Annotated in this window: 23 protein-coding genes; 6 read left to right on the forward strand and 17 right to left on the reverse strand. The window is 38.5% G+C overall.

The features are described 5' to 3' along the window. Positions 1-462: 462 nt before the first annotated feature. The 6 genes from OC533_RS06205 to OC533_RS06230 form a co-directional block, all read right to left on the reverse strand. On the reverse strand, positions 463-600 hold the full coding sequence (locus OC533_RS06205) for a hypothetical protein (RefSeq protein ID WP_159105969.1): 138 nt from the start codon (positions 598-600) through the stop codon (positions 463-465). A gap of 240 nt (positions 601-840) precedes the next feature. Continuing rightward, positions 841-1,197 carry a hypothetical protein gene (locus tag OC533_RS06210; RefSeq protein ID WP_033533423.1) on the reverse strand — a complete coding sequence of 119 codons (357 nt, stop codon included), beginning with the start codon at positions 1,195-1,197 and terminating at the stop codon, positions 841-843. A 98-nt stretch (positions 1,198-1,295) separates the two neighbouring features. Then, positions 1,296-1,736, reverse strand: a complete 441-nt coding sequence (locus OC533_RS06215; RefSeq protein WP_033533424.1) for a hypothetical protein — start codon at positions 1,734-1,736, stop codon at positions 1,296-1,298. 18 nt (positions 1,737-1,754) lie between these two features. Beyond that, complete coding sequence (locus OC533_RS06220) at positions 1,755-8,372, reverse strand: DNRLRE domain-containing protein (RefSeq protein WP_226894210.1); 6,618 nt, start codon at positions 8,370-8,372, stop codon at positions 1,755-1,757. 558 nt (positions 8,373-8,930) lie between these two features. After that, on the reverse strand, positions 8,931-9,677 hold the full coding sequence (locus OC533_RS06225; RefSeq protein WP_003770423.1) for an SDR family oxidoreductase: 747 nt from the start codon (positions 9,675-9,677) through the stop codon (positions 8,931-8,933). A 13-nt stretch (positions 9,678-9,690) separates the two neighbouring features. Continuing rightward, a complete protein-coding gene (locus tag OC533_RS06230; protein ID WP_003760436.1) occupies positions 9,691-10,260 on the reverse strand; it encodes a DapH/DapD/GlmU-related protein in 570 nt (189 codons plus the stop codon). A 117-nt stretch (positions 10,261-10,377) separates the two neighbouring features. Between OC533_RS06230 and OC533_RS06235 the strand changes: the two genes are divergently transcribed. Continuing rightward, positions 10,378-11,253 carry a LysR family transcriptional regulator gene (locus OC533_RS06235; protein WP_070752619.1) on the forward strand — a complete coding sequence of 292 codons (876 nt, stop codon included), beginning with the start codon at positions 10,378-10,380 and terminating at the stop codon, positions 11,251-11,253. Positions 11,254-11,275: 22 nt separating this feature from the next. Here the strand turns inward: OC533_RS06235 and OC533_RS06240 are convergent, their stop codons facing one another. From OC533_RS06240 to OC533_RS06260, 5 genes are read right to left on the reverse strand one after another with little or no spacing between them, the layout of a single operon-like run. Then, the gene (locus OC533_RS06240; protein ID WP_194323184.1) at positions 11,276-13,858 is read right to left on the reverse strand and encodes an alpha-mannosidase; all 2,583 of its coding nucleotides are present in this window, start codon (positions 13,856-13,858) and stop codon (positions 11,276-11,278) included. A 15-nt stretch (positions 13,859-13,873) separates the two neighbouring features. Then, positions 13,874-14,980: a PTS fructose transporter subunit IIC gene (locus OC533_RS06245; RefSeq protein WP_070752622.1), complete on the reverse strand. Its 1,107-nt coding sequence runs from the start codon at positions 14,978-14,980 to the stop codon at positions 13,874-13,876. Between the two features lie 12 nt (positions 14,981-14,992). Continuing rightward, the gene (locus OC533_RS06250; RefSeq protein WP_003722977.1) at positions 14,993-15,313 is read right to left on the reverse strand and encodes a PTS fructose transporter subunit IIB; all 321 of its coding nucleotides are present in this window, start codon (positions 15,311-15,313) and stop codon (positions 14,993-14,995) included. Then, entirely contained in the window at positions 15,310-15,774 is a 465-nt protein-coding gene (locus OC533_RS06255; protein WP_061668613.1) for a PTS sugar transporter subunit IIA, read from the reverse strand. The genes OC533_RS06250 and OC533_RS06255 overlap by 4 nt, the downstream gene beginning before the upstream one ends. Further along, positions 15,774-17,735 (reverse strand): BglG family transcription antiterminator, encoded by a 1,962-nt coding sequence (locus tag OC533_RS06260; protein WP_194323183.1) that lies wholly within the window; start codon positions 17,733-17,735, stop codon positions 15,774-15,776. Before OC533_RS06260 ends, OC533_RS06255 begins: the two co-directional genes overlap by 1 nt. 162 nt (positions 17,736-17,897) lie before the next feature. Here OC533_RS06260 and OC533_RS06265 point away from each other — a divergent pair, with 162 nt between their 5' ends. The 4 genes from OC533_RS06265 to OC533_RS06280 all read left to right on the forward strand — a co-directional run bounded on the left by OC533_RS06265 (position 17,898) and on the right by OC533_RS06280 (position 21,164). Beyond that, complete coding sequence (locus OC533_RS06265; RefSeq protein ID WP_003725150.1) at positions 17,898-18,755, forward strand: GRP family sugar transporter; 858 nt, start codon at positions 17,898-17,900, stop codon at positions 18,753-18,755. Between the two features lie 179 nt (positions 18,756-18,934). Then, positions 18,935-19,483, forward strand: coding sequence for a sigma-70 family RNA polymerase sigma factor (locus tag OC533_RS06270; RefSeq protein WP_194323182.1), 549 nt, complete (start codon positions 18,935-18,937; stop codon positions 19,481-19,483). 2 nt (positions 19,484-19,485) lie between these two features. Then, a complete protein-coding gene (locus OC533_RS06275) occupies positions 19,486-19,917 on the forward strand; it encodes a PadR family transcriptional regulator (protein ID WP_033533432.1) in 432 nt (143 codons plus the stop codon). Beyond that, the gene (locus OC533_RS06280; RefSeq protein ID WP_194323181.1) at positions 19,914-21,164 is read left to right on the forward strand and encodes an FtsW/RodA/SpoVE family cell cycle protein; all 1,251 of its coding nucleotides are present in this window, start codon (positions 19,914-19,916) and stop codon (positions 21,162-21,164) included. Before OC533_RS06275 ends, OC533_RS06280 begins: the two co-directional genes overlap by 4 nt. Before the next feature lie 65 nt (positions 21,165-21,229). Here OC533_RS06280 and OC533_RS06285 read toward each other — a convergent pair whose 3' ends face one another. After that, complete coding sequence (locus tag OC533_RS06285) at positions 21,230-22,042, reverse strand: Cof-type HAD-IIB family hydrolase (RefSeq protein ID WP_194323180.1); 813 nt, start codon at positions 22,040-22,042, stop codon at positions 21,230-21,232. A gap of 226 nt (positions 22,043-22,268) precedes the next feature. On the opposite strand from OC533_RS06285, the gene OC533_RS06290 reads away from it, so the two are divergent. Beyond that, a complete protein-coding gene (locus OC533_RS06290; RefSeq protein WP_003729029.1) occupies positions 22,269-22,568 on the forward strand; it encodes a hypothetical protein in 300 nt (99 codons plus the stop codon). A gap of 52 nt (positions 22,569-22,620) precedes the next feature. On the opposite strand, the gene OC533_RS06295 is transcribed toward OC533_RS06290, so the two are convergent. The 5 genes from OC533_RS06295 to OC533_RS06315 all read right to left on the reverse strand — a co-directional run bounded on the left by OC533_RS06295 (position 22,621) and on the right by OC533_RS06315 (position 26,084). After that, the gene (locus OC533_RS06295; RefSeq protein WP_003760415.1) at positions 22,621-23,031 is read right to left on the reverse strand and encodes a hypothetical protein; all 411 of its coding nucleotides are present in this window, start codon (positions 23,029-23,031) and stop codon (positions 22,621-22,623) included. Position 23,032: 1 nt separating this feature from the next. Continuing rightward, entirely contained in the window at positions 23,033-23,236 is a 204-nt protein-coding gene (locus OC533_RS06300; RefSeq protein WP_003760414.1) for a helix-turn-helix transcriptional regulator, read from the reverse strand. A gap of 126 nt (positions 23,237-23,362) precedes the next feature. Beyond that, complete coding sequence (locus OC533_RS06305) at positions 23,363-24,763, reverse strand: polysaccharide deacetylase family protein (protein ID WP_160464272.1); 1,401 nt, start codon at positions 24,761-24,763, stop codon at positions 23,363-23,365. A 293-nt stretch (positions 24,764-25,056) separates the two neighbouring features. Then, positions 25,057-25,866 (reverse strand): ZIP family metal transporter, encoded by an 810-nt coding sequence (locus OC533_RS06310; RefSeq protein ID WP_003765320.1) that lies wholly within the window; start codon positions 25,864-25,866, stop codon positions 25,057-25,059. A gap of 26 nt (positions 25,867-25,892) precedes the next feature. Beyond that, complete coding sequence (locus tag OC533_RS06315) at positions 25,893-26,084, reverse strand: hypothetical protein (protein WP_003770394.1); 192 nt, start codon at positions 26,082-26,084, stop codon at positions 25,893-25,895. Positions 26,085-26,245 lie beyond the last annotated feature (161 nt).

Raw genomic sequence — 26,245 nt, forward strand, 5'->3', positions numbered from 1 at the left:
AGGTAGTGTCTCCTTCTAAAAATAAATAGAAATTATATACTCACAAAAAATAACACATATATCTTGTAGTTCTTGCTCTGAAATATGTTCTGGACTTTTGAAAAAATAAATATAATTTTGTTCTGCTTCAGTTATGCTAGAGTCATCTTAATAGGAGGGTAAATATTCGTCTCATGTAATGCATGAGTGATTTTTGTCTAACATTATTTTCTTCATACCTATAAATCAATAATCCTGATTAGCTTTTTAAAGAATAAGCCCTCCCTGTATAAGTGAAAGGCTTATTCTCAATTTTTTAGTTTGTTCATCAAATCTTGTTCTATGCTAGCACCGAAACCAATAGAGAAGATATTTGTTTTTTTATCCAGCGTTTTCCGTCTAATTGACCTTCATATTCGTTTGGCAATGAGCCTAACCACTTGTAGTATTTCGTTTCAAATGATGTCCATACCGACCAGCTCTTCATTTTTGAATACACAATCTGATACGATTTCGAATAGAAATTTTTGCTTGGTTGAGATGTTTAACGAGCAGTTCTGCGATGTTCAAATAGGTTGTATCAATTTCTATTCGATACACTGTTCCTAATGAAAAAAACATCCCCTCCCTCTTAACCATCAGAACGCCTTACGCTAAACATGATGTCGTTCGTGGTAATAGCTTCAATGTAACCAGCAAAAAAATCGTCTTTGCGTGATGAACAAGTGGCTACTTATTTAGTTGCTTCTTGACATTTTGAAGCAGTATTTCACAAAAACATTTTGCATCCAAGTTTATTTTTCATTAACCGCTATGACATAATAATTACTTGATTTTAGAATTCCACCTATAAGCCCTTATTCAATAAATAAAGCTCGCTACGACGTAATAAATATATACCCCCAACGCACCTATAGCTAATGTTGCTGATAGGATAGATAAAATTGTAGACTTTCCTTTACTTTTACTCCATAACACAAATATAAGGTCGATGCACAAAATAATTATTTGCACTACCAAAATCACATAAATATATGATTTCAGGGTATAACTATTGCTTATATAAATACCCGTTCCAACTATTATAAGCCCCGCAAAAAATATGCTTCCACCTATTTTTTCCAAGATACCTTTAGTTTTTTCTGAAAGATAAAAAGGTATGACACAAATTGCAAATGTAATAAAATTTATTAATATATGGATAATAAACTCAACCATGATTGTCTCCTATACTATAATATTCATAATGATTATCTCTCTCCTATACATAGTCCATCAAGATTAATTTTAGATTCGATAAACTAAAACCATTAACATTAGACTTCAAGCGCTAATTCTTCAATTAAAAATTTCAAATCTTTTGCATAGAAATTGATTACTTCGCCTTCTAGAATCTGGTAAGTCATAATTGTATTTTGCACTAAAAAATATTCAATGTTTTCACGTCTATTAAGGTCTGACACTCCGCTGAGTAATGTCTTTATATCTACTCCTTTAGTTACAATTATAAATTTGTTATATTCCATTATTCCAGGGTTTTCCCTCAGCGGCTCTGCCTTAAAAATATTTAGAAAACGCTTTGGCTTTAATGGGAATGCTAGATCACTTCGCTTCTTTCTATCTACTGTATATTCATATATATCATATTTATCAAATAGTGGATTTACCACCGTTCTTATTTCAGACATAATACTAAAATACTCTTGTTCTTTTTCATCATATGAATCCATGGTAGTCATACCTATACTGTATATCATTGTATCACTCCTAAACGATTATTTTTTTACGGTTTTTCGTTTGGCAACTCCTCCACGTTGCCATTTTCCATTGTACCTGGAATACTTGTTCCTTTGAATGTGCCAGCCATGTTCATTATGAGGTGTATGGAGTTCCACACTCCTATAAATTCTTCTACCAGTTTTTCTTTTCTTAGAATAAATTATTCCCCAGTATCCCTTATCGGTAGTACCTTCCCCTTTTATTTTTCCAACTTTATGAATTTTATATGGAACTTTTCCCCAAGCTTTTTTAGCAGTCTTACCTACCCATTTAGCACCTTTTTTAGCAGTTTTCCCTACCCATTTGGCGCCCTTTTTAGCAGTTTTCCCTACCCATTTAGCACCTTTTTTACCATATTTTGCAATAGGCTTTCTAAACTTATAAATAAACTTACCGGCAGTCATAGCAGCTGGAATGAGCCATGCCCAATTCCCATCCGGGTCAACCATCATCACTGGATTATTATTCGCATAATTATACCCATTCATCGTCTGCGGGTCGTCTTCATCGCCTGGGTCTGGATCATATGCGGTAAACACGCCTTGCTCTGGTTCGTAATAACGCGCCATCAAGTAATATTGTTCGATTTCCTTGTCATACGTATATCCCGCATATGCATAAGGATTCGCTTTGGCTTCTTCTGTAGAGGCAGTGTTTTTCAGCACATTTCCCCAAGCATCGTACGCATATTCTGCGACAATCTTACCTGCTTCATCCGTGAGTGCAATTACGTCGCCATGCGCATTATAGTGATAATAGAGGGTTTTGCCATTCATCTTCATTGCTAAACGAACATTATCATCCGAATAAACATACTGACGAACTACTTTTCCATCACCATTAGTTTCATACAGAACATCAATACTATCGCCGTCATAATGATAATTCGTCGTCACGCCATCGACTGTTTTCGACAAGCGACGGTTATCATCATCGTACGTATAACTTGTAAACGGCTCGCTCTCGCCTTTTTTCGTGATGCTGCTTAAACGGTCGCCGGTATCCCATGTATACGTGTACTTGCCATCGCTTGTACGGTTACCATTGGCGTCATACGTCAGAGCGTCTCCGTTCCACGAAACCAGTTGATTACCATCATTATAACTTGCGGCAATTGTTTTTGTCTCGCTTCCGCTGATTGCTACTTGTGTGCGGTTTCCGAAGCCATCGTATGTGTATGCTTTTACGGTTCCGTCTGGTAATGTTTCTTTGGTTAGTTGGTTGACTGCATCGTATTCGTAGGTTGTTTTTCCGTCTTGTTTGTTGTCGATGCTTGTGCGGTTGCTTGCTGCGTCATAGGTGTAGTTTTCGTCTAAAATTTGGGTGCCGCTTGCGCTACTAATAGCTGCGTTGGTGACTTTTTGCGTGCTATCGTAGGTGTAGTTGGCTGCGGTGCCGTTTCCTGCTGTGTAGACATTGATGTTTCCAAATTCGTCAAACTCGAAATAGGCGTTTTTGCTTCCGTCGTTTACGCGGGTATTCCGGTCTAAGTCGTTGTATGTGTAGCTTGTTTTTGCTGTGTAGTCGCCGTGGTTAATGGCTACTTCGCCGACTTTGTCTGTTTTTCCTTTGTTGTCTTTTGTTGGTTTGTCTTTGTATGTGTAGCTTACGTCGCCACCTCGTTCGGCTACTTTGGTGATTCGGTTGGCATCGTCGTAGGTTTTGTCGGTTACGATGCTGTTAATTTCGTCGGTTACTTTTGTTTGGTTGCCATTTGGATCGTATTGGAATTTAAAGGCTAGTTTATCATTCCATTTAATCCCGTCCATACGGTCAGCGGAATCGTATGTGCTTTCGGTTACGCGACCATTTGGCATGATTGCTTTTGTTTCATTACCGGCTGCATCGTATTCGTACTTGATTGTGCGATTGAGTGCGTCGGTAAATGCGGTGATTTTGTTATCTACGTCATATTCATAGATATTTTTTTGCGTTTTGCCAGATGCAGTGACATTTTTTTCGGTGGTGTTGCCATTGTCGTCGTACTTATAGGCTACGGATGTGCCGTTCGCTAGTTTGGTGTCTATAAGTGCGTTGTCTGCATCATAGGTTAAAGTTTTTTTGTTGCCTTTTTCGTCTGTTTCGGATGTTTTATTGCCGTAAATATCGTAAGTGAAGCTGATTTTGCGGCCTTCTTCGTCATAGCTAGCTGTTACATAGTTGCCGGAAGCGTCATATTCATTTTTTGTTAATACTTCGCCTTCTATGACACGTACATCGTCAAACCAAGCTTTTCCGGTTAAACCATTGCGGAACATGGTGTAAACTTTAATCATTTTGACTGGCTTGGTCGGTTTAACAACTACAGCACTTCGGTTCCAGTCGTTCGTTCCGAGTGGGAATTGACCTTGTACAGAAGAAGTTGTGCCATCTTGATAATATACTGTGCCCCATACCGAATAATCGTTCGACATCGTTGCAACAGAACCGTTTGCTTTGGCGTCTTCTGATTTGGATAGTGCGGAAATTGTTAATGCTTTGGCTTCTTTTTGATTTACGGATACATCTTGGACAATATGCGTGTAAGCTTCACTTGTCGCTTTTCGCTCGAAGTAAACGGCGCTATCACCGCTGTGGCTTTGATTATCGACTACTTTTGCTTGTGTCAACGCGGTATTGCCTGTACGCATCCAGCCAGTCGGAAGTGTTCCATTATGATTTTCAAAGCTGTTATTGACTACTGGGTTGTAACTGGAAGCAACACTGCCTTTTTCAAATTGAACATTATCGTACCAAATCGTTCCTTTTCCTTTATGTGGAGCTGGTTGTTCATTGTCCAAATAAAGCAAGACTTGGCGTGTGTTTTTAGATGTTTTAAAAGTTAGTTGGCGTTTTACCCAGTCACCATTCTTTTTGATGGATGTGGCGCGGTTGGATTGCCATACGCCGGCATCGGTAATATCTTTTGCATTCGCATCTTGTAAACGGCCAATGAGAAGTGCATCGGCGTTTGTCATTCCGGATGTTTTAATCCAGGCGCTAAATGTATACGTTGTTTCTGGTTCTACATCGACGCGTTGGGTAACGGATGAATAACCTTTTACAGTAGAACTTGCTTCACTCGTTAGTTTAACGGAACCGCTACCGCCGAGTGCTCCTGGCGCTGACTGTGTGTTATCGAATGTCATGCTACCTTTTGCATCAGATTGAATCAGTGTCCAGTTGGAAACTCCTGCTCCTTTTTCAAAGCCGCTGTTTTGAAGTAAGTTACCGCCGGAAGAAAGTTCGCCACTACCGCGAATTGGATTTCCATAGGTGTCATACTGTGTTACAGAGGATACTTGGGATTCTGTCGCAAGTGTTTCTGATACCGCATCTGCTCCGTCATAAGTAACGGTTGTTTTTCGTCCTTCTGTATCGGTTGAGCTCGTTACATCGTTATTATCATTGTAAGTGTATGATTCTGTTCCGTATGCATCTGTCGCTTTCGTAATATTACCATCTGCATCGTAAGCGTACGTTTCTTCTTGTCCCTTAGGATTTACTTCTTTTACTAGGTTATTTGATTCATACGTGTAAGTCGTTGTGAGTTTGAGACCATCTGCATCTACAATTTCTTTCTTTGGATTTCCAGCATCATTGTAGGAATAAATGGTTTTCTTCTTTTTCTCGTTTGTTAAAGTTGTTTGTTGTTCTGCTTTGTCATAAGAAAGTGTTGTTTTTTTGCCGACTGGATCGGTTATTTCTGTTAATTTTTCTTCTTCATAGGCAAAAGTTGTTTCGTATGGTTTTTCTTCTGTATGTTTTGGATCGTAAATCGAGGTTAATAAGCCATCTGTGTAGCCGTAGCGATATAATTTTCCGCGGGCTGTGGATGAACTGATTAGCTCTTGTTTGTCGTTATACGTGTAGCTGATTTTACGGTCTTCTGGTCCGACAAGTTCTTTTACTAGCTCGCCTTCATACGTGAGAGTAACGGTACGTCCGGAAGCGTCGCGCAAGCTTGTGAGTTTGCCGTCAGTATATTCGTATGTTAATTCGTTGCCTTTTGTATCTTTTTCGGATTTTAATCGTCCGTCAGCTAAAAAGCGTGTTTCTGACTTATCTTCTTCTATTTTCAAATAGCCATCTGCGTTTTTAGTAATCTCGGAGTAAATGCCTGGTGGTGCTTCGTATTTATCGCCTTTTTTAGTGAAACGATGGATTTTCTTGTCCGATTCCACCCAAACGATATTACCGTTTTCTTCTTCTACGAGTTTTTCTTCGAGCGTGCTTGTCCAGCCTTTACCGAAAATGCCAGTTGCATCATCTTGGCTATTAAACGTACGGTCGACATTAATGCTTGGACCGCGCCCTTCTAATTTGAAATCTGTTTCATGGAATAAAAAGTTTCCGTTTGTAGCGTTCACTTCGCCGCCACGAACTGGCACACTTGTCCAGTAATCAACCATTCCTAGTTGTTTATTGAGTGCCTCTGGAATAGATGGTGTGGCTGGTTCTGATTGCACGCTAGTTGTGTTATTTCCTGCTTTTTGATAAGCGATAACGCGGAACCAGTAGTTTTTGCGCTCTTTATAATTCCCGCCAGAATTGGTATATACTGGGGAAGGGTCTTTTGCGAGTTCTGCGCCTTTTCCGTCATGGTGTAGAGCGTATTTCCCTTCAGCAATTTCTTCTTTGGTTGGCCAAATACCTTTGTTTTGTGTCGTCCACTTTGTTTCTGCGCCGACATCGTATTCTTCGTAGGCTTTCCCATTAAAGACAAGTACTTTATAGCCATCTGCCATTGGGCTCTTTTCCCAGTTAAGTTCCACGTAACCTGTTTCTTTATGTGCCAAGTTAGAATACGCTTTTGCAACAGGAGCTTGTGGTTTTTCGATTGGCATGTAGGCGAATACTAAGTCGGAATTCGGACTTTCTCCACCCGGGAAAACGGCTTGTACTCTGAATAAATAGCGTGTTAAATTGCGAAGTCCAAAAGTACTTCCGGCTTGAAAGGCATTTTCATATTGCGCTCGCGGATCAAGAGCGAAGTCGGTTCCTTTGCCATCATGATGGAATTCAAATTCTCCTTTAGCAATTTCGTCATTTGTTGGGAAAATTTTCTTTCCTTTGGTACTCCAAGTGGTTGCTGTACTTTTTGTATTAAAATATTCGTATTTATATCCATTAGAAATAACAATATTATAACTAGTCGCACCAGGAACCGCTTTCCAAGATAAATCCATGTATCCTGTTCCAGTTCCAACACCGTTTGAACTTGTTTTTACGGTTGGTTTTTCTGGTTGTGCGTACGTATAATTCACTTCCAAATAGGGATAATTTTTATTGTTTTCACTTGCTACAACTTTTTTCCAATAGTTTTTGTTAATGTTAGTACCTAAGCGAAAACCGTTGTTCACTCGTGAGCCACTTGCCCATGCTTGGACAGTTTTGGTTACGTCTAAGTTCGCCCACTCACCACGACCAACGTTAACACTTCCTAATCTCGTTACAGGTGGCACTGTATTCCAAGTCACTTGCCACGGAGACCATTTTGCATTTGCCTCGTAATACCAAAGATCATTTTTAACCGTTGGGGACATATGCCAAATGTTATAGACTTTCAATGTTGCTTTAGAAATAGTCGCTTTATTTAAAGTAGATGTATCCATTTTTAAAAAAGCGGCATTATTTCCTGTTGAATTGTCCCATTTACCGAGTTTTAAAGTATAAGCATTTTGGCCAGAATCCCATAGTTTACTACCGATGTTTGTTTCGGTTGGTTTAGCCGAATTAATATTGGCATTATAAATTTTATCTAAACGAACAGATGGATCAATATAGACAGGGTACTCGCGAGCGGCATCATTTAGCCATTCTGTATCTACTTTTAGTTGTAGTTCATACACTGTTTTGGTCAGTTGTTTCACTTTAAAGGAAACATTTTCGGATTGTGCCGCTTCCCCGGTTTCAGTGCCGACATTGGAATCTGTCATGACCGGCTTTGGAAGCGTATACATTGTTTCGTCGGATTTATTTTTGAATAGCACATCGCCATTCTCCGCTAGTTCTAAATCTAGTTTTGTTTCAATTTGATAAACATACGTATCTACTTGATTTGGTTCCTGTAGTACTAAGTCTTCTTTAACTGATTGTGGAAAAGTTAAATGCCTTAGATCTGTTTTAGGAAATACGTTTTCATAAGTAACTTCATTTTCTTTGTAGGTCGCTGGTTGGTCTGTTACTGCTTGTTCATTCTCGCCTGTACGTGCTCCTTTTAAGCGAAAAGTAACTTCTGCGCCAGCTTTTGTTAGTTTCTGATATGCCCCGTCTTCCATTTTTTCTAAGAAGCCTAATTCTAATGGAGTTTGTTTTGGAACAATCATGTCAGAATCTGCTTCTTTCTCTACATTTGCATCAATGCGCTTCATATCCCCTTCAACTTCCATATTGATAGGATCCGCAAAGATTTGTTTAGTAAAGCTCCCGTCGTGGTTATCAAAAACCACTTCATTTTCTGTTCGTTCTTCTTTAACTTCTGTTGGTGCTTGTTCTCCCGCTTTCTTGTCTGGCGCATCCACTCCTACAGGTGAATCTTCCGCTAATGGTGCATAACCAGGCAATAGTGAAAAGAATAACATAAATGCTATCAAGCTCACTAGTACTTTTTTTGCTTTTGCATGTATTTTCATGTGTCAAGCTCTCCCTCTTTTAATGTAATTTCATTCGATGTCGATGCCTTACCTTTTATTTCTTTTTCTATCTCCCGTTATCTACCTCACTGCCCTCTCTTTCTAAAAAAGGACCAGTTTTAATTGAAATAAAACTGGTCCTTTTCTTAATATTACAAAATTATTATAGCATGTATTTTTCTTTTTTGGTGAACGGAATTGTAATTTTTTTACTTTTTATTTGAATTATTAATTTTCTTAATTATAATTAACGTTAAGTAGTAATAAATTTCAGTCGCGCTGTATCAATACAAATATCAACAATATTGTCGCATTCTATAAAGCATTTCCCGTCAGATTGAAAGTCTTCAGGCACAACGGTATTAAGCATCACCAAATTCTCTTCAATCGTTTCTATTGTCCCGAAAGACACTTTTGGTTTAGTTGTTCTAATTGTTTACGGTTCATTGGGTCATCTCCTTTTTAAGCGCTTTCAATTTAAGATACCATGTTTAATCCGCTCCTGCAATACCAAAAAAAGCCTTGAACGAATAATCAATCAGTTCAAGGCTTTTCTATTTACCATGGCTGGGTCGTTGGTCCGACTGTGAATTCGTTTACGTTGACGTCTTCGGGTTGGTCAATGGCATAGGCGACGATGCTGGCGATTCGATCTGGGGTGATGCCATATTGTTTGTAGAGACTCGTCATTCCTTGTTCGGTTTCTTTATCCGTGATTGTTTCTAGTAATTCCGTATTGATAGCTGCTGGATAAATGGTCGCTGTGCGGATATTGGTACCTTCTTGGGCTGACTCCATTCGTAATACTTCCATTAAATCGCGGACTGCCCATTTAGTCGCACCATAAACCGCACCGCCGGGATATGCTTTTAATCCTGCTACAGAAGAAGTAGCGATGATATGACCTGATTTTTGGGCGATGAAAGAAGGTAGAACAGCCGCAATTCCATTCAGTACGCCTTTAATATTAATATCAATCATTTGCTCCCATTCGTCTTCTTTTAAAGCGGATAATGGCGAGTTTGGCATGATTCCCGCATTTAAAAAGATTGCATCTACTTTTCCGTATCTTTCAATGGCTAATTCAACTAATTTCTTATTATCTTCGCGTTTTGTTACATCCGTTTTGGCAAAAATTGCTTCGCCTGAGCTCGCTTTAATGGTTTGAACAATTTTTTCCAGCTTTTCCACGCGACGAGCAGCAAGAACTAACTTCGCCCCTTTTTCGGCTAAAAGTATGGCTGTTGCTTCACCAATTCCGGATGATGCTCCGGTTATAATAATTACTTTATTTTTGATTGTCATTTGCTATCTCTCCTTATTCCTCGATAATTTTACGGATTTGTTTGGCTGGGCTTCCGGCGACGATGACGTTTGCTGGGACGTCTTTTGTGACGGTAGCATCCGCAGCAACGATGGCATTTTCGCCGATTGTTACACCTGACAATATCGTTGCGTTTGCACCAATCCAGGCGTTTTTCTTCACACAAATCGGTGCTACCCGCAGTCCACGTCTCTTTTTAGGGCTGACTAAATGGTTGACGGTCACAAGTCTTGCTCCTGGGCCAATTAAGACATTATCTTCAATCGTAATCCCACCCAAATCCACGAAAGTAACATTTAAATTGATAAAGATATTTTTACCAAAAGTAATGTGTTTCCCGAAGTCGCTGTAAAAAGGAAGTGAGACATCGACTGACGGATCGACTGGTTTTCCGGTGATGTCACTGAGATATTTGGTCACTTCTTTTTTTGTGTGGTACTTGGTGTTGAGTTCGATGATAAGTTGTTCATTGTTTTGCTTTACTTTGTGAATTTCGTCTAACAAATCCGACCCTTGGAGAATTTCTTGGTCGACTAGCCTTTTTTGTAAATCTTGTTCTATCATGCGCTTTCCCCCTCGAAAATCTTTTACTATTTAATTATAGCGAGAGAAGTTATAATTGAATAATACTTATAAAGCATATCCAACTATTCATTTTAGTTATAGGAAAGGGTGATTTTAATGGAGCTTCGTGTGTTGAATTATTTTTTAACTGTTGCGCGTGAAAAAACAATTAGTAAAGCGGCGGAAGTACTTCATCTTTCTCAACCAACGCTTTCTAAACAATTGAAGGAACTTGAGGAAGAACTAGGGGTAACTTTATTTATTCGTGGAAATCGGTCTATTACGTTGACGGAGGATGGGCTTTATTTAGCGAATCGTGGAAAAGAAATTTTGTCTTTAGTGGAGTTGACTACTTCGAATTTGCTGCAAAATGAGACGATTAGTGGAAAAATAATGATTGGTGCTGCTGAAACGAGAGGATTTGAATTTATCGGCAGCGTGTTACATGAACTGAGAGAGAAACATCCCGACATTACTTTTCAATTGCATAGCGGCAATGCGGATGATGTTTTAGAAAAAATTGAGCACGGTTTACTGGATTTTGGGTTGGTAATTAACCCTGTCGAAAAACTACAATATGAATATTTACCACTTACTATAGAAGATACTTGGGGGATTTTAGTCAATACAAAACATCCTTTAGCGGAAAAAGTGGTTGTAACTCCTAGTGATATTGATGCTAATCCGATTGTCGTTTCAAACCAGTCGTTCATTGATAATCAGCTAGCTAGTTGGCTTGGAGGGCATTTTGAACAATTGAATGTTATTGGGAGATATAACTTACTGTATAACGCTTCTTTGCTCGCTAAGGAGAACATCGCAAGTATTCTTTGCATTGACGGTATTATCAATACGGAAAATACTAACTTAAAGTTTATCCCTTTTTCGCCGCCTCTAACTGCTGGTATTAGTATTGTATGGAAAAAGAATCAAACTTTCTCCAGTGCTTCGAAGGAATTTTTACGATTAATACAAAAAACTTGCTCAAAATAAATGCTTTGAGCAAGTTTTCTTTTTATAAGTCTAATCGCAACGTAACAGCCCCGTATGCTGGAATCGTGTTGTTGTCATTTGCGACAACTTCTTCGATAGCATTCACATACTCAAACGACATATCCGAGAGTGCCAACTTTTGTGGTGTGTTAGTTGGGTTTTCCAGGCGGATGATGTATTTATCTGCTGTATAGTAGGACGGGTGACACGCTGAAACTAAGTATTCTTTCGGCAAATTCAACATACCTAACGTTTGCTTCGCGCCTAATCTTCGTTCTGTTTTCTGGATTTTGTTGTCCAAGCGATGTAAAAAGTGGTTGAACGGCTGGCGTTGATAAGACACGTTTGCTTGGTTGAACGCTTTTGTTCGTTCAGCTGTTTTATGTTCATCGAAAGCTTGGTCGCCAAGATAGATGGCAAGTGTGAATTGATGTTTGCCAAGTAACTGCGCACCTTCTGTTTCTATGAGCACATGACCTTTTTTCGTTGTGTCGCCTGATGCCCGGCCTGGTCGGTATGCTAAGTCAGGTTTTCCGAGTTGTCCGGTTGTTGCCAGTAGCGTCAGTGCTAAATCTTGATCCAACTGCTGGAATTCTTTAACCCCACGTGTGAAAACTGTACAACTAGCTGTTTCATTGGTTAATGTCACGCTTTGTTCCAGTGGTTCGATGTCGATTGGCATTTCGCTATACGTTTCTTGCCAATTCGCTGGTACAACTGGTTTTCTTGTGATATATCCGAATGGCAGTGAGGCGATGTTATGGTCTGTTTTCACACCTGTATTTACTTTTAAGCGTAGGCGGTGATTTTTAATTTGGTTATCTACTTCCACTTTAACATCCAGCAGTTCGCTACCTTTTTTCACCTCTAAAATGAGTTTGATTTGCAGGTCGCCGTGCCCTTCTTTCGTCAAACGATCAAGCGGGAAATCGCTTTTTCCTGTTAAAATTAAACGTTCGACTTCACTCGATTTCTCTGTATTTGCTGTGGAAAAAGTGAACAGCTCTGCAACATCCCCAGCTAGTGGTGAATAATCATACGTATCACCTGCATTCACGTCATCCTCTAGCGTAATGAAAGAAGTCAGGCGTTCGCCGTTTGGTTTTTCAAGAGCAATTTCGCCATTTTCAAAAGTGATTTTGTAGAAATCATTCGTGATTGCCACATCATTGGAAGCAATCATCGAATCCAGTTCGCGGTCATTTTCTTCAAAAGCAATCACGCGGTAACCAAGGCCTGGAAGTCCCACTTTGACACGCACTTGAAGCACATAGTAGCCAGGTTCTTCAATAAATCGATTTCCAGCTGGCGTTTCTTCTAGCACATTTTCGCGCGATGGAATGAACTCTTCTTGGACAATCGTTGCGTCCGGAAATGCTGGGAAATGGATGTTTTTATGCTCAGTTACCACTTGTATTTCTTTATATCCGTCAAAATCATGTAAATCCGTGTTAAAAACGATAATTTCGTTCGCCGCAAGTGACAAATCATCGGCAATTTTCTTCACAATCGTGTTTTCGATACTATCGCATAGTTCATCGGCTTCTTTCATCCGGTGCAAAATATCTTCGGCAACTGGATCAGAAACGCAGCCCGCCAAGCTATCGTGCGCTTGACCTTCTAAAAGTTTCTTCCACGTATGCATTAGTAACCGTTCGCTAATAGAAATTCCAGATGCTTTAGCAATAACAAGAAGTGGCTCAATACGTGTTAGCAGTTTTTGCTCGAGTGACGCGCTTTTTAGCTTAATATTCATTCGGCTGGAGCCAATGGTTTTATGCACTCGCGCAAGCACCGGACTTCTAAATTCGCCTCGATATTCTTCTAAATCTGGTAACTCTTTTACATATTGAATAAAATCTTGATAGGTGCTAAGTTGATAATCATGGCGTCCCATCTTGTTGATTTCTGCTAATTTCTCGGCAAAATTGCTAATAATATTCAGCTGATCGTTTCCAGATGGAATTAATACTTCGGTCGTTTTACTATATTTTTCGATAAAATCAATCGCTGGATCAAGGCGTCCATCCACATATGCGGACGTTGGTTCAAGAAGCATCCCTGTGCCGTATCCTTGTGGCATGTTAATCGCATAGATAGACGCATCTTCGCCAAGTCCTTGCCATTTAAAATACGGAGATGCAACATGTTCACCAAGATGAATTCCGCGCCAGAAAATCACATTATCAAAGCCAGCATGTTCAAGTAAAGTTGGCATTTGGGCATTAAAACCAAATGTATCTGGCAAATAACCGATTTTCATATAGTCGCCGTATTTTTTACTATCAAAAATCCCAATCATCGCATTGCGCAAAATCGACTCGCCGTGCGCAAAAAAGGCATCTGTTTGTGTAAACCACGGTCCAATGAAAATTTGTTTATCCGCAATTAATTGTTTAATATCCGCTAATTTTTCTGGGTACAGTGCGACATAATCATCTAAAATCGACAATTGCCCATCAAGTACAAAGTTTGCTTCTGGGTGCTTTTTTAATTCGTCAATTACTTCTGTAAAAAGTTGTTCACTTAGAACCAGTGCATCGGCCGAGGTGAAATACCACTCTCGGTCCCAATGCGTATGGTTCACAATATGTGCTTTAACCATAGTTACCTCCGTTTTTTAAGCTTCCCATTCTGCTTCGTCAATTTCGTCATCGTAACTTGAACCAGCCATTTCCTCACCAGCACTCGATTTACGTAAAGCGACTGACATACCTGCAACGATTAACGTTCCAACTGCAATTGCTAAAATATAAACTGGCCAATTTTCAACTGTGAACCAGCCATAAAAACCACTGATTGGAGCTTGGTTAATTGCGCCAAGACCCACAGCTAATGCGCCGCCGACAGCAGAACCAAGAACCGTAGCCGGAATAACTTTCAGTGGAGATTCTACTGCAAAAGGAATTGCCCCTTCACTAATCCCAACAAGTCCCATGATAAGAGAAGATTTTCCAGCTTCACGCATTTCTGCATTGTATTTACGTTTTGCGATTAATGTAGCTAAACCAAGTCCAAGTGGCGGGATGATGATTGCTACTTGTGCTGCTGTATTTGGTGCATAAATTCCACTTGTTAAAAGAGCCATCGCCGTTGTTACAGCTGCTTTGTTAACTGGTCCGCCTAAGTCAAAACCAACCATCGCGCCGATAATAGCCGCCATTAGAATTTGATTCGATCCAGACATACCATTTAGCCAATTTTCAAGAGCTGTATTTAAGTCAGCAAAAGGAATACCAACCACATAATTAATAATAAGAACGGTAATAAGTGTGCCAAAAACTGGTACTAAAAATACTGGTACAATTGAAGCCGCTGCTTTTGGTAATTTCACATATTTTTTAATTAAAAGACATGTGTAACCAGCGATTAAACCAGCTGCAAGTGCTCCGAGGAAACCAGCGCCAATATCACGTGCCAGTAAACCACCAACAAGACCAGGCGCCAGTGCTAATTTGTCCGAAATGGAATACCCGATAAATGCTGCAATAACCGGGAACATCATTCCAAGCGCCAAGCCACCAAAACCATCTAAACTATGCAGTAGTGAAATTAAGCTATTCGCACTATCTGCGTATTTTGCGTCCCAAATATCTGTAATTCCGAAAAACGAACCACCAACCCGCGCAATCGCCATAATAACGGCGCCTGCAATAACGAGCGGAATCATATATGAAATACCTGTTAAAACGTGTTTTTTCAGTTCACTCCCAATTTTTCTGAACATGGTAGATCCTCCTTATTTTTCGTCAATTAACGCAAGAGCTGCGTTGATTACTTTTTCCGCATCTTTAATTGGTGCGCTTACCGGAACTTCCAGCACGACTTTACCGTCAAAACGTTCTTTGTTACGCACTTTTGTATCCACTGCGAAAATAACTACTTCGCCAATATTTACATCTTTTTCGGTTAATTCATTTTCAATTCCTGTCGCACCTTGTGTTTCTACTTTAATAAGGTTGCCCATTTTTTTCGCGCCTTTTTTAAGAGCTTGTGCTGCCATATATGTGTGCGCCACTCCTGTCGCACATGCGGTTACTGCAATAATTTTACGTTTCATATCTCTACTACGCCTCCATTTAAAATTCGAATAACTTCTTCTTTATCTCGTGTATTTTTTAAACTTTCGACAATATCATCGTCCATTAGTTTCGTCGCAATTTCTGCAAGGATTTTTAAATGTCCGTCTGTTTTGTCGGAATCAGTAATCGCCAGTAAGAAAATCATGTTTACCGGTTCGTCATCCAGTGATTCCCATTCAATCATTTCTTTCGTTCTTGCAAAAACAATGGCCGATTTTGTGACACTTTCACTTTTTCCGTGTGGGATAGCAATGTTATTACCTATTCCAGTTGTTGAATGTGCTTCACGTTCCAAAACTGCTCGAACATAAGTCGCTTTATCCGCTAAAATACCACGTTCATCTAGCATTTCTGCCATTTCTTCAATTGCTGCTTCTTTGGTCGTCGCCTCTAAATCAAAGACGACTAATTCTTTTGTTAAAATATCTTTTACTTCCATTACATCCCATCCTTTAACAAATGCTCATAAATTTCTGCGGCACTTTTTAATTGTGTCAGCTTCTCAAGCCATTTTTTATTATCAATATATTTATAAAATTGTTCGTACATTGCGTCTAAATTAATGCCATTTTTTTCTGTCAAAGCGATAAAAAAGATTTTATCCACATCGACTAAGCCCCATTTCACTGGTTTTTTAAGTGTGGCAATAGCGATGTGCGATTCATTAATAAGTGCAGGATCTGCGTGCGGTGTCGCCATTTCTTCAAAAGAAGTGAACGATAACGCTTCTCTTTTTAGCGCACTTTCAACAATCCCTGATTTAGCAATACCAAGATCCACAAGCTTATCACCAATTTGCGCGATTGCGTCTTCCATCGTTGCAACATCTAGCTTTGCAAAAATAGTTTTCGGTTCAATCAAGTCAATAAATGGTTGGCTGCGTTTCTTTTTCTTGCGTCTCGTTCGTTCGATTTGACTTTCAACCTGTTGTAAATCTGCTTTACTCATCATTGGACTGACAACAATACTTGGAATATCTTCCAGTTCGAGATAAATCGTGCTGATGACTAAATCTACATCGACTTCGGTTTCCATTAACGCCTGAACGGATAATATTTTTTCAATCATAATCATTGGAAAATATTTTTTAATTCTCGCCGCAAGTAATCTTGATGAACCAAGCCCGGTACTGCATACAAGTACAACTCGAATTTGGTCGGGGAAAGAACGACTTCTTTCTTTGTATGCCTCAAAATGTAGCGCGATATACGCCGTTTCATCTTCGTTCACTTGCACATCGTACTTTTGTTCAAATTTAGCTTTAAAATATAGCGCTTCTTCAAACGCTTGGGGAAAGTTTTGCTTAATTTTGCTAAGGTACGGGTTTTTAAAATGCATACCAAGTTTTAAGCGGTTAATGGCGGATTTCATATGTGTCGTCAAGTCATCAAGTAAGCTCTTATCGTAATTTCCTTCCGCTAAACACGTGCTGACAAATTCTGCCACATCGTCTTCTTGTGGTCGAACACTTACAAGTAACTCATCATGCTGTTGGTTATATGCTGCTGTTAAATGCAACTGAATATAGCCAACTTCAAATGCTGGAATTTTAATATCCAAACGATTTTCTAGCATACTAACGAGGATTTCCGTATTGTTTCGCTGCGAATCAAATACATCTTTCATTGGGTCGCTCTCGACATTTTCGATATACTCTCCTGCTCGAATACGCTCTACAGCAATCGCAAGGTGAATGACAATCGATTGAAACGCATAATCAGTAAAAGCAAAATCATGACGCTCACTAAATTCTTGAACAATCGCAATGATTTCTTTCAAGCCCTCTTCTGGAAAAATTCCGGTGACATCGGCTTTAATCGTGTCAAAAGCTTGGAGGACCTTTTCGCCTTCTTGCTTTAAATACCAATTATTGCCCCAAAAATTATTAATAAATTTCGATGTTAAGGCGCGCTTTTCTCGTTCACTAATAAGGAGTTTCATACCCTTACTAGGTTTCTTATACAAAGTAATACCTTCTTTTTCCAGCATTTTCGTAACTTCAACCATGTTTTTCTCAATCGTGCTCCGACTTATATAAAGTTCGTCAGCCAGTTGATGAATTGTGATATAATCGTCTGCTTTAAGCAACTTACTGAAAATGTAGATAACCCGCTCTTCTTTAGTTGATGGGATTTGGCTGACTTGGTTATCTAGGAATCGGCTAACTTCGGCAAAAGCCTTGTTATCGCCCTCAATGTACACACCGATTTTTGGTTTACGGACAACTGTCATATCAAAATCCTTTAGAAAAACATCGATTTCCTTGAGTGAATTTGAGACAGTTTTTTCTGAAAGTCCAAGATGATTCGCGATAGTTCCAACACGTGTTTGACCTGTCTTCATTAGAAACTGAATGATATTTTTTTCGCGATTTGCAATCATTTTCGTTACCGCTTTCATTTTTAATTTTCCTTTCCCTACGCTTATTCTATTACAAAGACTCATCCCCAGAAAACTACGAAAATTACCGCATTGAATACCGTAATTTTGGGATATTGCTGTTCATTTTGGAGAATGGTAGATTTAAATTAGCACCACTAACCTAGAAAGGAAGCTTATTTTATGTCTATTTATCTTATTGCGTTACTCCCTGTTCTTGGGTGGGGATTTATGCCGATAATTGCGAACTTACGAAAAAGCACCCCCGAGGAACAACTACTGGGGACTTCGATTAGCGCGCTTTTATTTGCTTTCATTTTGTTCTGGATTTTATCACCAGAAATAACAGTTCTTTCTTTTATAGTGAGTTTTGTTTCGGGTATCTTTTGGAGTTTTGGCCAATTACTGCAGTTTAAAGGAATTGCGGCTTCTAGTGTCGCGAAGGCAATGCCGATTTCAAACGGAACTCAGCTAGTTGGCGCAACGCTTTTTGCTGTTCTCGTGTTTCGGGAATGGCAAACGGTTACGGCTGTTATCATCGGAGTTGTTGCAGTAATTTTAATCTTGATTGGGGTGGTAATGACCGGGTTTCAAAAACGCGGGAATCATATCACGGAGTCGGTTTCATTTCATGTCTACGGTATCGTTATTCTATCTTCTTTCTTTTTAACGCTTTACGTAGTGACAAACCAGCTTTTTGATGTCACTGGCTTTTCTATCATTTTACCACAAGCCATCGGGATGCTGACATGCGCCATTGGTATTAACTTAGCGAAAAAGACTGCTATTTCCCGAAAAAATGTTACATTTAACTTAATGACCGGATTATCGTGGTCAATCGCCAATCTAGGCATGTTCTTAGCGACTGCTGTACTCGGTGTCGCAACGAGCTTCTCGATATCACAAGCTTGCGTTATCGTCGCAACAATCGGCGGTATCCTCATTTTCAAACAGAAAAAAAGCCCGCTGGAATGGACTTTTATCCTTTCTGGCATACTGTTAATTATGGTGGGTGTTGTATTCCTTAGTTTATTGAAATAGAAAAAGCCAAAGACTGTAGAGCAATCATTTTGTCTACAGTCTTTTTTTTATTGCGTATTTTCAACAGATAGTTAATACTTTATAAGATGACTATCGCTATTTTAGGGATATAAATAAAATTTTTCCAAACCTAAATGATACTTGCTTCGTCTAATATTGCAGAAGAAGGTGAAACTTAAATGACTGAACTTGAAGAAATAGGAATTAATATTAATAGCATAGAAAATACCGAACAAATAATCAGCCAGTTAATGGATAACTACAGCGATGATGTACTGCATCTAGTTTTTTCTTATGTAAAGAATCGAACGACAGCGGAAGATTTAACGCAAGAGATATTTATTAAATGCTACGAAAAGCTAGGTCAGTTTAATAACAAGTCATCCATAAAAACGTGGCTATATCGAATTGCTATTAATCATTGCAAAGATTACTTGTGTAGTTGGCATTATCGCAAACTAAATTTCAGTGATAAAATTTGGGACTATCTCCCGTCCAAGTCAAAACACGTTGAGGAAGAAATTATCGCAAAAGACGTAGCAAACAGCTTAATGAGCGCGGTTATGGATTTACCCGTAAAGTACAGGGAAGTTATTTTCTTACATTACTACGAAGAACTCTCTTTAGCGAATATCAGCAAAATTACTGGTGTAAATAGCAATACATTGAAAACCAGGTTAAAACACGCCAGAGAATTATTAAAAACCAAGATGAAAAAGGAGGTATAATCATGGATGATCCATTCTATAATTTAAAGGATTCTATAAAAAAAGATTTTGAGGGTTTTTCTTTTTCCGAGGAGAGAAAAACTGCAGTAAAAGAAACAATCCGGAAGAAGCAATCTCACCTAGAACTTCACTACTGGAAAGAAGAAACGCTTAAAAACATTTTAGATTCACTGCACGATGAAGCAAAGCATGGCTATGAGATTTCCACCCAACTATTTCAAAAAAATGAACTTAGCTTCAAAAACAATGAAGGTCAGCTGTATACCCTTTTACATCTACTTGAAAATAAGAAAATCCTCTCATCAAAATGGATAGAAGATAAGAAATATTATTCCCTAACTGCGAAAGGGAAAAAATTTGTAGCTACTTTTGAACGAAGAGGCTCTAAGCAACATGGCTCACTGAAAAATTTAATAGAGGAGGCTTCTTTATGAGTTCTGCTAAATTTGAGGAATATTTAGGTAAAGTAATAGCTAAAGTAAAATCCAAGCAAGCTCACAGTATGATTAAAAAAGAGCTTAGTAATCACTTAGAAGAGCTAAGTCACTCCTTTCAAAAGAGAGGATTATCTATAGAGGATGCGAATAAGAAAGCCATCCAGGAAATGGGAGACCCCTCGACTGTTGGCAAAAACATGAATCAGCTTCATAAACCAAGAATGGATTGGCTCCTTATTGCGTTATTTATCCTACTTGCCGGTATTGGTTTTCTTCCACTGATGAGTGATGTAGTATCACCTAATTCTTTCTTTATAAAAAAACAAATCGTCTGGCTCGCCCTTGCGATTCTTGCTCTGATTGGATTTCTTTTCTTTGATTATAGGAAACTGAAAGATTTATGGATGTATTTTTATGGCGCTGCCTTAATCCTGTTTTTCACATCTTTTTTTGTTGGTACTACGCTTACTGGAGGAGGAATATGGCTTTCTTTCGGGGGTATTATGATTAATGGTCCAGCTATATGCTTATATTTATTCTTAATAGCGTGGGCTGGTATTTTCACCAAAGTTACTGACTTTAAAGGTTGGAAAAAACTAGTAGGTCTACTAATCCTATTTTGGCTCCCAGTTATTTTCTACATTATACTCAGCCAATTTGTATTTAGTATTATATACTTTTTGTGTGTATTAGTGATGTATATTTTTTATTATCGTCGTAACCAATTTGCCATTAAAGTAGTGCTTGGTAATTTGCTTGTAGGTGTTATTTTCATTAGTACGATGATTCTTAAATTCTCTAGTAGTTATCTCTCTGATAATCTCATATCTGTGAAAGCTATCCTTTCGCAGGCTGGTTGGTTCGGCAAGGGACTTCACAACAATCTGACAATCCCTGAAGCACACACAGATTTTGTCTTTCCATTCCTTGTCTACTCTTTTGGCTGGGTATTCGGAATTTTCCTTTGTCTACTACTGCTTGTATTTATATTGCGGATTTCATTAAACGCTTTTAAAACAAAGGATTTATTCGGCAGATTATTAACAATCGGAGGAGCTGTATTATTTACCGTTCCAGCTTTTTGGAATATTCTTATGGGGCTTGGAATAGTTCCAATCATGGTAGTACCCCTGCCGTTTATCAGTTATGGGGGAAGCATGTTACTAGTTTACGCTGCATTACTCGGTCTTATTCTGAACGTTTATCGCAGAAAAGATATTGTAGAATCTACACTGGTAAATTGATTTAGTATATAACCGTTACGAAACATCGGCACATTTACCACTCCCCCAAAAAGCCAAAGACCACTTCATGGTCTTTGGCTTTTTTCCATATAATCTTCTATAACTTGTAACACGCCCGCTTCCTTATTAGAAGGAGCCACATGTTTCGCAGTAGCAAGAACTTCCGGGCTACTTTCTTGCATCGCGTAACTGTGCGAAGTTAATCGCAACATTTCTATATCATTATTCGCATCGCCAAAAGCGAGTAAATCATCTGGCGCCACTTGCCATTCATTCAATAGTTGCTGAATCGCGTTCCCTTTCGTCACACCCGGAATAATAATATCAATACTCCCATGCCCACTCGACACAGCGCGAATTTCGCCAGCAAACGTTTGATTCAAATCTCCCACAATTTGCCCAGTTTTAGCCACTTCCACATCAAGCGCGAACTTAATAAACGTATCATCCGGAAGCACATCGAACGAATCCACCTCTTGCAACTCAAAATAATACTTTTTCGCAAATGCTTTAAAATCCGGATTGGGCGCTTTTAACAAATACGCACTCTTCACACCACAAAGAATCACTTGCAAATCCTGATATTCTTGAATCAACGTCTGCAAAATCTTTTGAACCAATCTTTCATCAAAACGATTCACACTAAGTAATTCCCCTTGATGAAAAATAACCGCACCATTTTCAGCGACGTAAAAAAGCTCCTCACCCTTCCCTGGAAAAAAAGATTTAAGCTGATAATATTGATTACCGCTCGCAACAATAAATTTAATCTCACGCTTCACTAATTCTGCATAAATCTTCTCAAATCTAGCGCGATCATATTCACCATTTCCATCTAAAAAAGTCCCATCCATATCTACAGAAATCGCTCTAATCATCCGTTTTAGCTCCTTTTAAAGTTGATTTTATTCCATTATAACAGAATTGCTTTTTTGCTTATAAAATATGTTATAATCGGAAATTCCGAAGTATCCGTTTCATATTTGTTTTCGCACTTGGTATAATAAGTTTTTTCGCACCACAAAAAAAATCAGCGAAAAATTTCGTTGACTTCACTTTACTATTTTGTTATTCTGGCACTAACAACAAGAAAGGAGCATAATTATGAGAAGCCTTGATGCAGTAGAAATACTCAGACGTGGCGAAACCATTGAGCGTTATAAAGAAGGCGGAAATTCGATGTTGCCTTTGATTAAATCGATGCAACCTGTTCGTTTAGAACCGATTGGCACGAGAGAACTCAAAGTAAATGACATTGTATTTTGCAAAGTTCGCGGCAGCTTTTTTACACATAAGATTAGTAAAATTCGCGGCAAACAATATCAAATTTCTAATAATCACAAACACGTGAATGGTTGGATTACACGTAATAGTATTTATGGCATTGTCACCAAAATTTGGTAAATGCTAGGCAACATGCAACGAAAAAGTTGGATGTTTTTTATTTTGCCTACAATCATACTTTTTTCCGGATGAATTCCAAAGCAATCATATATGCAAAACAGAAGATAAGAAAAATGATTGTCAAACTCGAAATGGAGATTTGTTCAATCCCATATAAATTCAGCACAATCAACACAATTGGTATCGTCAAAGCTAAAACGATAAGCGCATAATAAGAAAACGTTTTGCGATTGTTGACATATCTTTCATCTTTTTCTAGTTTATCTTTCTCATATTCTCGCTTTGATTTATTTTCAAATAAGAACATAGAAGTTAGTGTCCCAATTAAAGCCGCAATAATCATAACAATTGGCGTAACGATATCCCCAAATATTTTTTCCCCTTTAATAATTCCTAGAAGTGGAAACATATATATAATTGTTGCAACTACCGTAATACCTCGATTAATAATGTATCGTTTCATACTAATCCTCCTCTAGTTGAAAAATCTCCTCAATCGTTAAATGAAAATACCTCGCCATCTTCAAACTCAGCTCTAAACTAGGATTATACTTCCCTTTTTCAATGGCATGGATTGTTTGTCGCGAAACTTCTAATGCAAGAGCTAACTCATTTTGGCCAATAGCTCTTTCTTCTCGCAACTGCCTCACTTTATTACTAACTTTCAAAAAACCACCACCATGTAAAGATATGTTTACACTTAGTATAAAATAAAAATCCTCTTACGTAAAGGAAACTTAACATGAAATATAAAAAAATAGCTAAAATGATTACTCATCTTAGCTACTCTTCTTTTACTTCACCATTCTCGACTCTGTTTTATCGAAATATTGCTTACCAATCTGCAATTTCTCTCCATAAAGTTCGTTAATAGTTACAAATTCGAAGCCTTGACTTTTCAGTTGTTTCAACGTTTCATCTAAGCTCGCAGCAGTTGTTTTATGAATATCATGCATTAGCACAATCGCTCCGTCCGTTGCACCAGCAAGGACTCTTTGAGTGACTACTTTTGCGTTTTTATTTTTCCAATCTTCTGTATCAACAGACCACTGAATAATCGGAAGTCCAATTTCATCAGCAACCTTTTTGTTTACTGCGCCATAAGGAGGACGCATTGTCGTTGGAAAATAACCTGTTTGATCAAAAACAACTTTTTGGGTTTGTAGAATCTGGTTGTAAACTTCTTGTTCCGATAGTTTAGTTAACTGTGGATGATCCCATGAGTGACTACCAACTTGGTGCCCTTCATCTAATTCACGTTTTACTAAACCTGGATTTTGCACAACACTAGAGCCAAGTACAAAGAATGTCGCTTTTACATCATAGCGTTTCAATGTATCTAGTACGCCTGGTGTTACTGAAGCGCTTGGTCCATCATCAAAAGTAAGCGCAATACGTTTGTTTGTTTTTGCTTTTGGTATTTCTGGGACTTTTACGCTGCTTGGTAAGTAACGTTTATTCACAGAACTAGCAATGTCAGCAAGTTTTAGATTTACTTTTTTCGGTCCAGAAATCCCTGGTGCTTCAACTGGTACAATTAGTTCAGAGTTAGTAAGTTCAAAATCAGTTTGATCCCATTTCACTAAGCTCTTTATTCCTCCGAGTTTCCCAACATCTTTTAAAGGAATGTCCCCTGTTTTAATAAGTTCTTGCTCTGCTGCAGTCTTTAAGTTTAATTTTGTTTCGTCATTTTTTATTAACACATCCCCAAGTGTTAACAGAGCGCCTGTTTTGGCGTCAGTGACAATGTTTTTGCAAATATCTTTTTTGTCCTTAAGTACAAATTTAGTTTTACCTTCTTTTACGTACTCAGATTGGACAGCTTTGTAAGATACTACTTGCTCGGCCATTTTCTGCTTTTGATAAGTGTAAAAAATAATCCCTTGCTTATCTTTATCTCTGTTTAATTTCTTTATTTCTGCAGATTTAGCCTTTTCAATTTCTTTCTGGATAATTTCGTTGTCTTGTTTCGTGGAAGTTTTAGGAATATAAGAAATAATTTCTACTCCGTCCTCTTTCTTATCCAAGCGGCGAAAATTACCTCCATCTTGGTCTTTCATTAGTCTGTCCATCTGCATTATTACTTTGTTGCGCGACTTTGAAAATTGGTATTTTTGGAACCCTATGACACCAACAAAAACCACGGCAATAATGAGAATCGTAACTAGTGAAAATTTAATCCACCTTATTTTCACATTATGCACCTCACCTTTAGAAAAACCTTCCCCAGTTTTTCGTATAAAACAATTATACATGAAAAAAAACAAGTTTCTAGTTTTTGTACTAAAATAGGAAAATAGAACCAACAGAATCGTAACATTTGTTACAAAAAAGACACGGATAAAGTGGGAGCTTTTTTCCGTGTCCAATTTATAGTTACAGGATTACCCCTGAGAACTAGCATATTGTGAAATATTTCACTATTTATTCTACCGTAAAAAAACGTATTTCGCAAATATTAAATAACGTTTCTACGGCAGGTTATTATTTATCCTAAAGCTACGTCTAAAACCATCATAACTGCAAAACCAGCCATAGTTGCAGCCGTTGCTAAATCGGCTGAACCTTCCACTTGAGATTCAGGTATTAGCTCTTCCACAATCACGAAAATCATCGCTCCAGCCGCAAATGCAAGCGCAAATGGCAGGATAGGCGTAACAAAAACAACTAAAACAGCACCGATAACGGCAAAAATCGGCTCAACTACTGCAGATAACTGTCCGTACCAAAAGCTCTTCCCTCTTGATAAACCTTCCCCGCGTAATGGAATCGAAACAGCTGCTCCCTCTGGAAAATTTTGAATACCGATTCCAAGTGCTAATACAATAGCAGTAATAAGCGTTTCCGTATCACCAGTTATGACAGCCCCAAAAGCCACACCAACAGCCGCGCCTTCTGGAATATTATGAATCGTAATCGAAAGCACTAGCAAAATACTTTTTCGAAGTGATGTTTTGGGACCTTCTTTTGCTTGTTCGGGAAATCCAAAATGCAAGTGAGGAATAATGCGATCAATGACTCGTAAAAATATGCCACCGAGTAAAAAACCGACTAAAGCTGGCACAAAAGAAAATTTCCCTAAATCCTTGCTCATTTCGATCGCCGGTGCAAGAAGTGACCAAAAACTAGCTGCGAGCATAACACCAGCAGCAAATCCGAGCATTACATTGCCCCATTTTTTATTTAAATTTTTAAAGAAAAACACGAGTGAAGCTCCCGCTGCTGTACAAGCCCAGGTGAAGATTCCTGCTAGTAATGCTAAAAGTACCGGGTTTAGCGTCGATAAGTAACTTAACAATTCACTTTCTCCCTTTTCTATCTATATTATTTACCAGACCAACCTTGTTTAAATCCTCGAGTAAAGGCACGAGACTTGTTTACCCCAGTTTTTACAGCCCAAATCGAACCATAAATAGAAACTTTAGCTACAGTTCCTGCAATTTCTCCAGTTTTACGTGCAACTTTTTCTGTTTTAGCGCCAATCTCTGCGCCGATTTCTTCTATTGGTTTCGTCATCTTTAAGCACCTCCAAAACGCTTGTCTTTCCTTCATCATAAAGCAATCATCTGTATTATTCAAGAGGGTTCTTTTTTGCCATTTTTTATAGTATACTCCTGTTGAAAGCTTAAAAAAGGAGGATGATTGTTATTAAAAACAACTTAAAAGAACTTGGCCAA

The sequence above is a fragment of the Listeria sp. Marseille-Q6474 genome (genome assembly GCF_946902005.1).
GTDB classification, from domain to species: domain Bacteria; phylum Bacillota; class Bacilli; order Lactobacillales; family Listeriaceae; genus Listeria; species Listeria innocua.

Coding starts and splice junctions, on each gene's coding strand:
- OC533_RS06205 (WP_159105969.1), bottom strand. CDS start 600: ATGTTTTTTTCATTAGGAACAGTGTATCGAATAGAAATTGATACAACC.
- OC533_RS06210 (WP_033533423.1), bottom strand. CDS start 1,197: ATGGTTGAGTTTATTATCCATATATTAATAAATTTTATTACATTTGCA.
- OC533_RS06215 (WP_033533424.1), bottom strand. CDS start 1,736: ATGATATACAGTATAGGTATGACTACCATGGATTCATATGATGAAAAA.
- OC533_RS06220 (WP_226894210.1), bottom strand. CDS start 8,372: ATGAAAATACATGCAAAAGCAAAAAAAGTACTAGTGAGCTTGATAGCA.
- OC533_RS06225 (WP_003770423.1), bottom strand. CDS start 9,677: ATGACAATCAAAAATAAAGTAATTATTATAACCGGAGCATCATCCGGA.
- OC533_RS06230 (WP_003760436.1), bottom strand. CDS start 10,260: ATGATAGAACAAGATTTACAAAAAAGGCTAGTCGACCAAGAAATTCTC.
- OC533_RS06235 (WP_070752619.1), top strand. CDS start 10,378: ATGGAGCTTCGTGTGTTGAATTATTTTTTAACTGTTGCGCGTGAAAAA.
- OC533_RS06240 (WP_194323184.1), bottom strand. CDS start 13,858: ATGGTTAAAGCACATATTGTGAACCATACGCATTGGGACCGAGAGTGG.
- OC533_RS06245 (WP_070752622.1), bottom strand. CDS start 14,980: ATGTTCAGAAAAATTGGGAGTGAACTGAAAAAACACGTTTTAACAGGT.
- OC533_RS06250 (WP_003722977.1), bottom strand. CDS start 15,313: ATGAAACGTAAAATTATTGCAGTAACCGCATGTGCGACAGGAGTGGCG.
- OC533_RS06255 (WP_061668613.1), bottom strand. CDS start 15,774: ATGGAAGTAAAAGATATTTTAACAAAAGAATTAGTCGTCTTTGATTTA.
- OC533_RS06260 (WP_194323183.1), bottom strand. CDS start 17,735: ATGAAAGCGGTAACGAAAATGATTGCAAATCGCGAAAAAAATATCATT.
- OC533_RS06265 (WP_003725150.1), top strand. CDS start 17,898: ATGTCTATTTATCTTATTGCGTTACTCCCTGTTCTTGGGTGGGGATTT.
- OC533_RS06270 (WP_194323182.1), top strand. CDS start 18,935: ATGACTGAACTTGAAGAAATAGGAATTAATATTAATAGCATAGAAAAT.
- OC533_RS06275 (WP_033533432.1), top strand. CDS start 19,486: ATGGATGATCCATTCTATAATTTAAAGGATTCTATAAAAAAAGATTTT.
- OC533_RS06280 (WP_194323181.1), top strand. CDS start 19,914: ATGAGTTCTGCTAAATTTGAGGAATATTTAGGTAAAGTAATAGCTAAA.
- OC533_RS06285 (WP_194323180.1), bottom strand. CDS start 22,042: ATGATTAGAGCGATTTCTGTAGATATGGATGGGACTTTTTTAGATGGA.
- OC533_RS06290 (WP_003729029.1), top strand. CDS start 22,269: ATGAGAAGCCTTGATGCAGTAGAAATACTCAGACGTGGCGAAACCATT.
- OC533_RS06295 (WP_003760415.1), bottom strand. CDS start 23,031: ATGAAACGATACATTATTAATCGAGGTATTACGGTAGTTGCAACAATT.
- OC533_RS06315 (WP_003770394.1), bottom strand. CDS start 26,084: ATGACGAAACCAATAGAAGAAATCGGCGCAGAGATTGGCGCTAAAACA.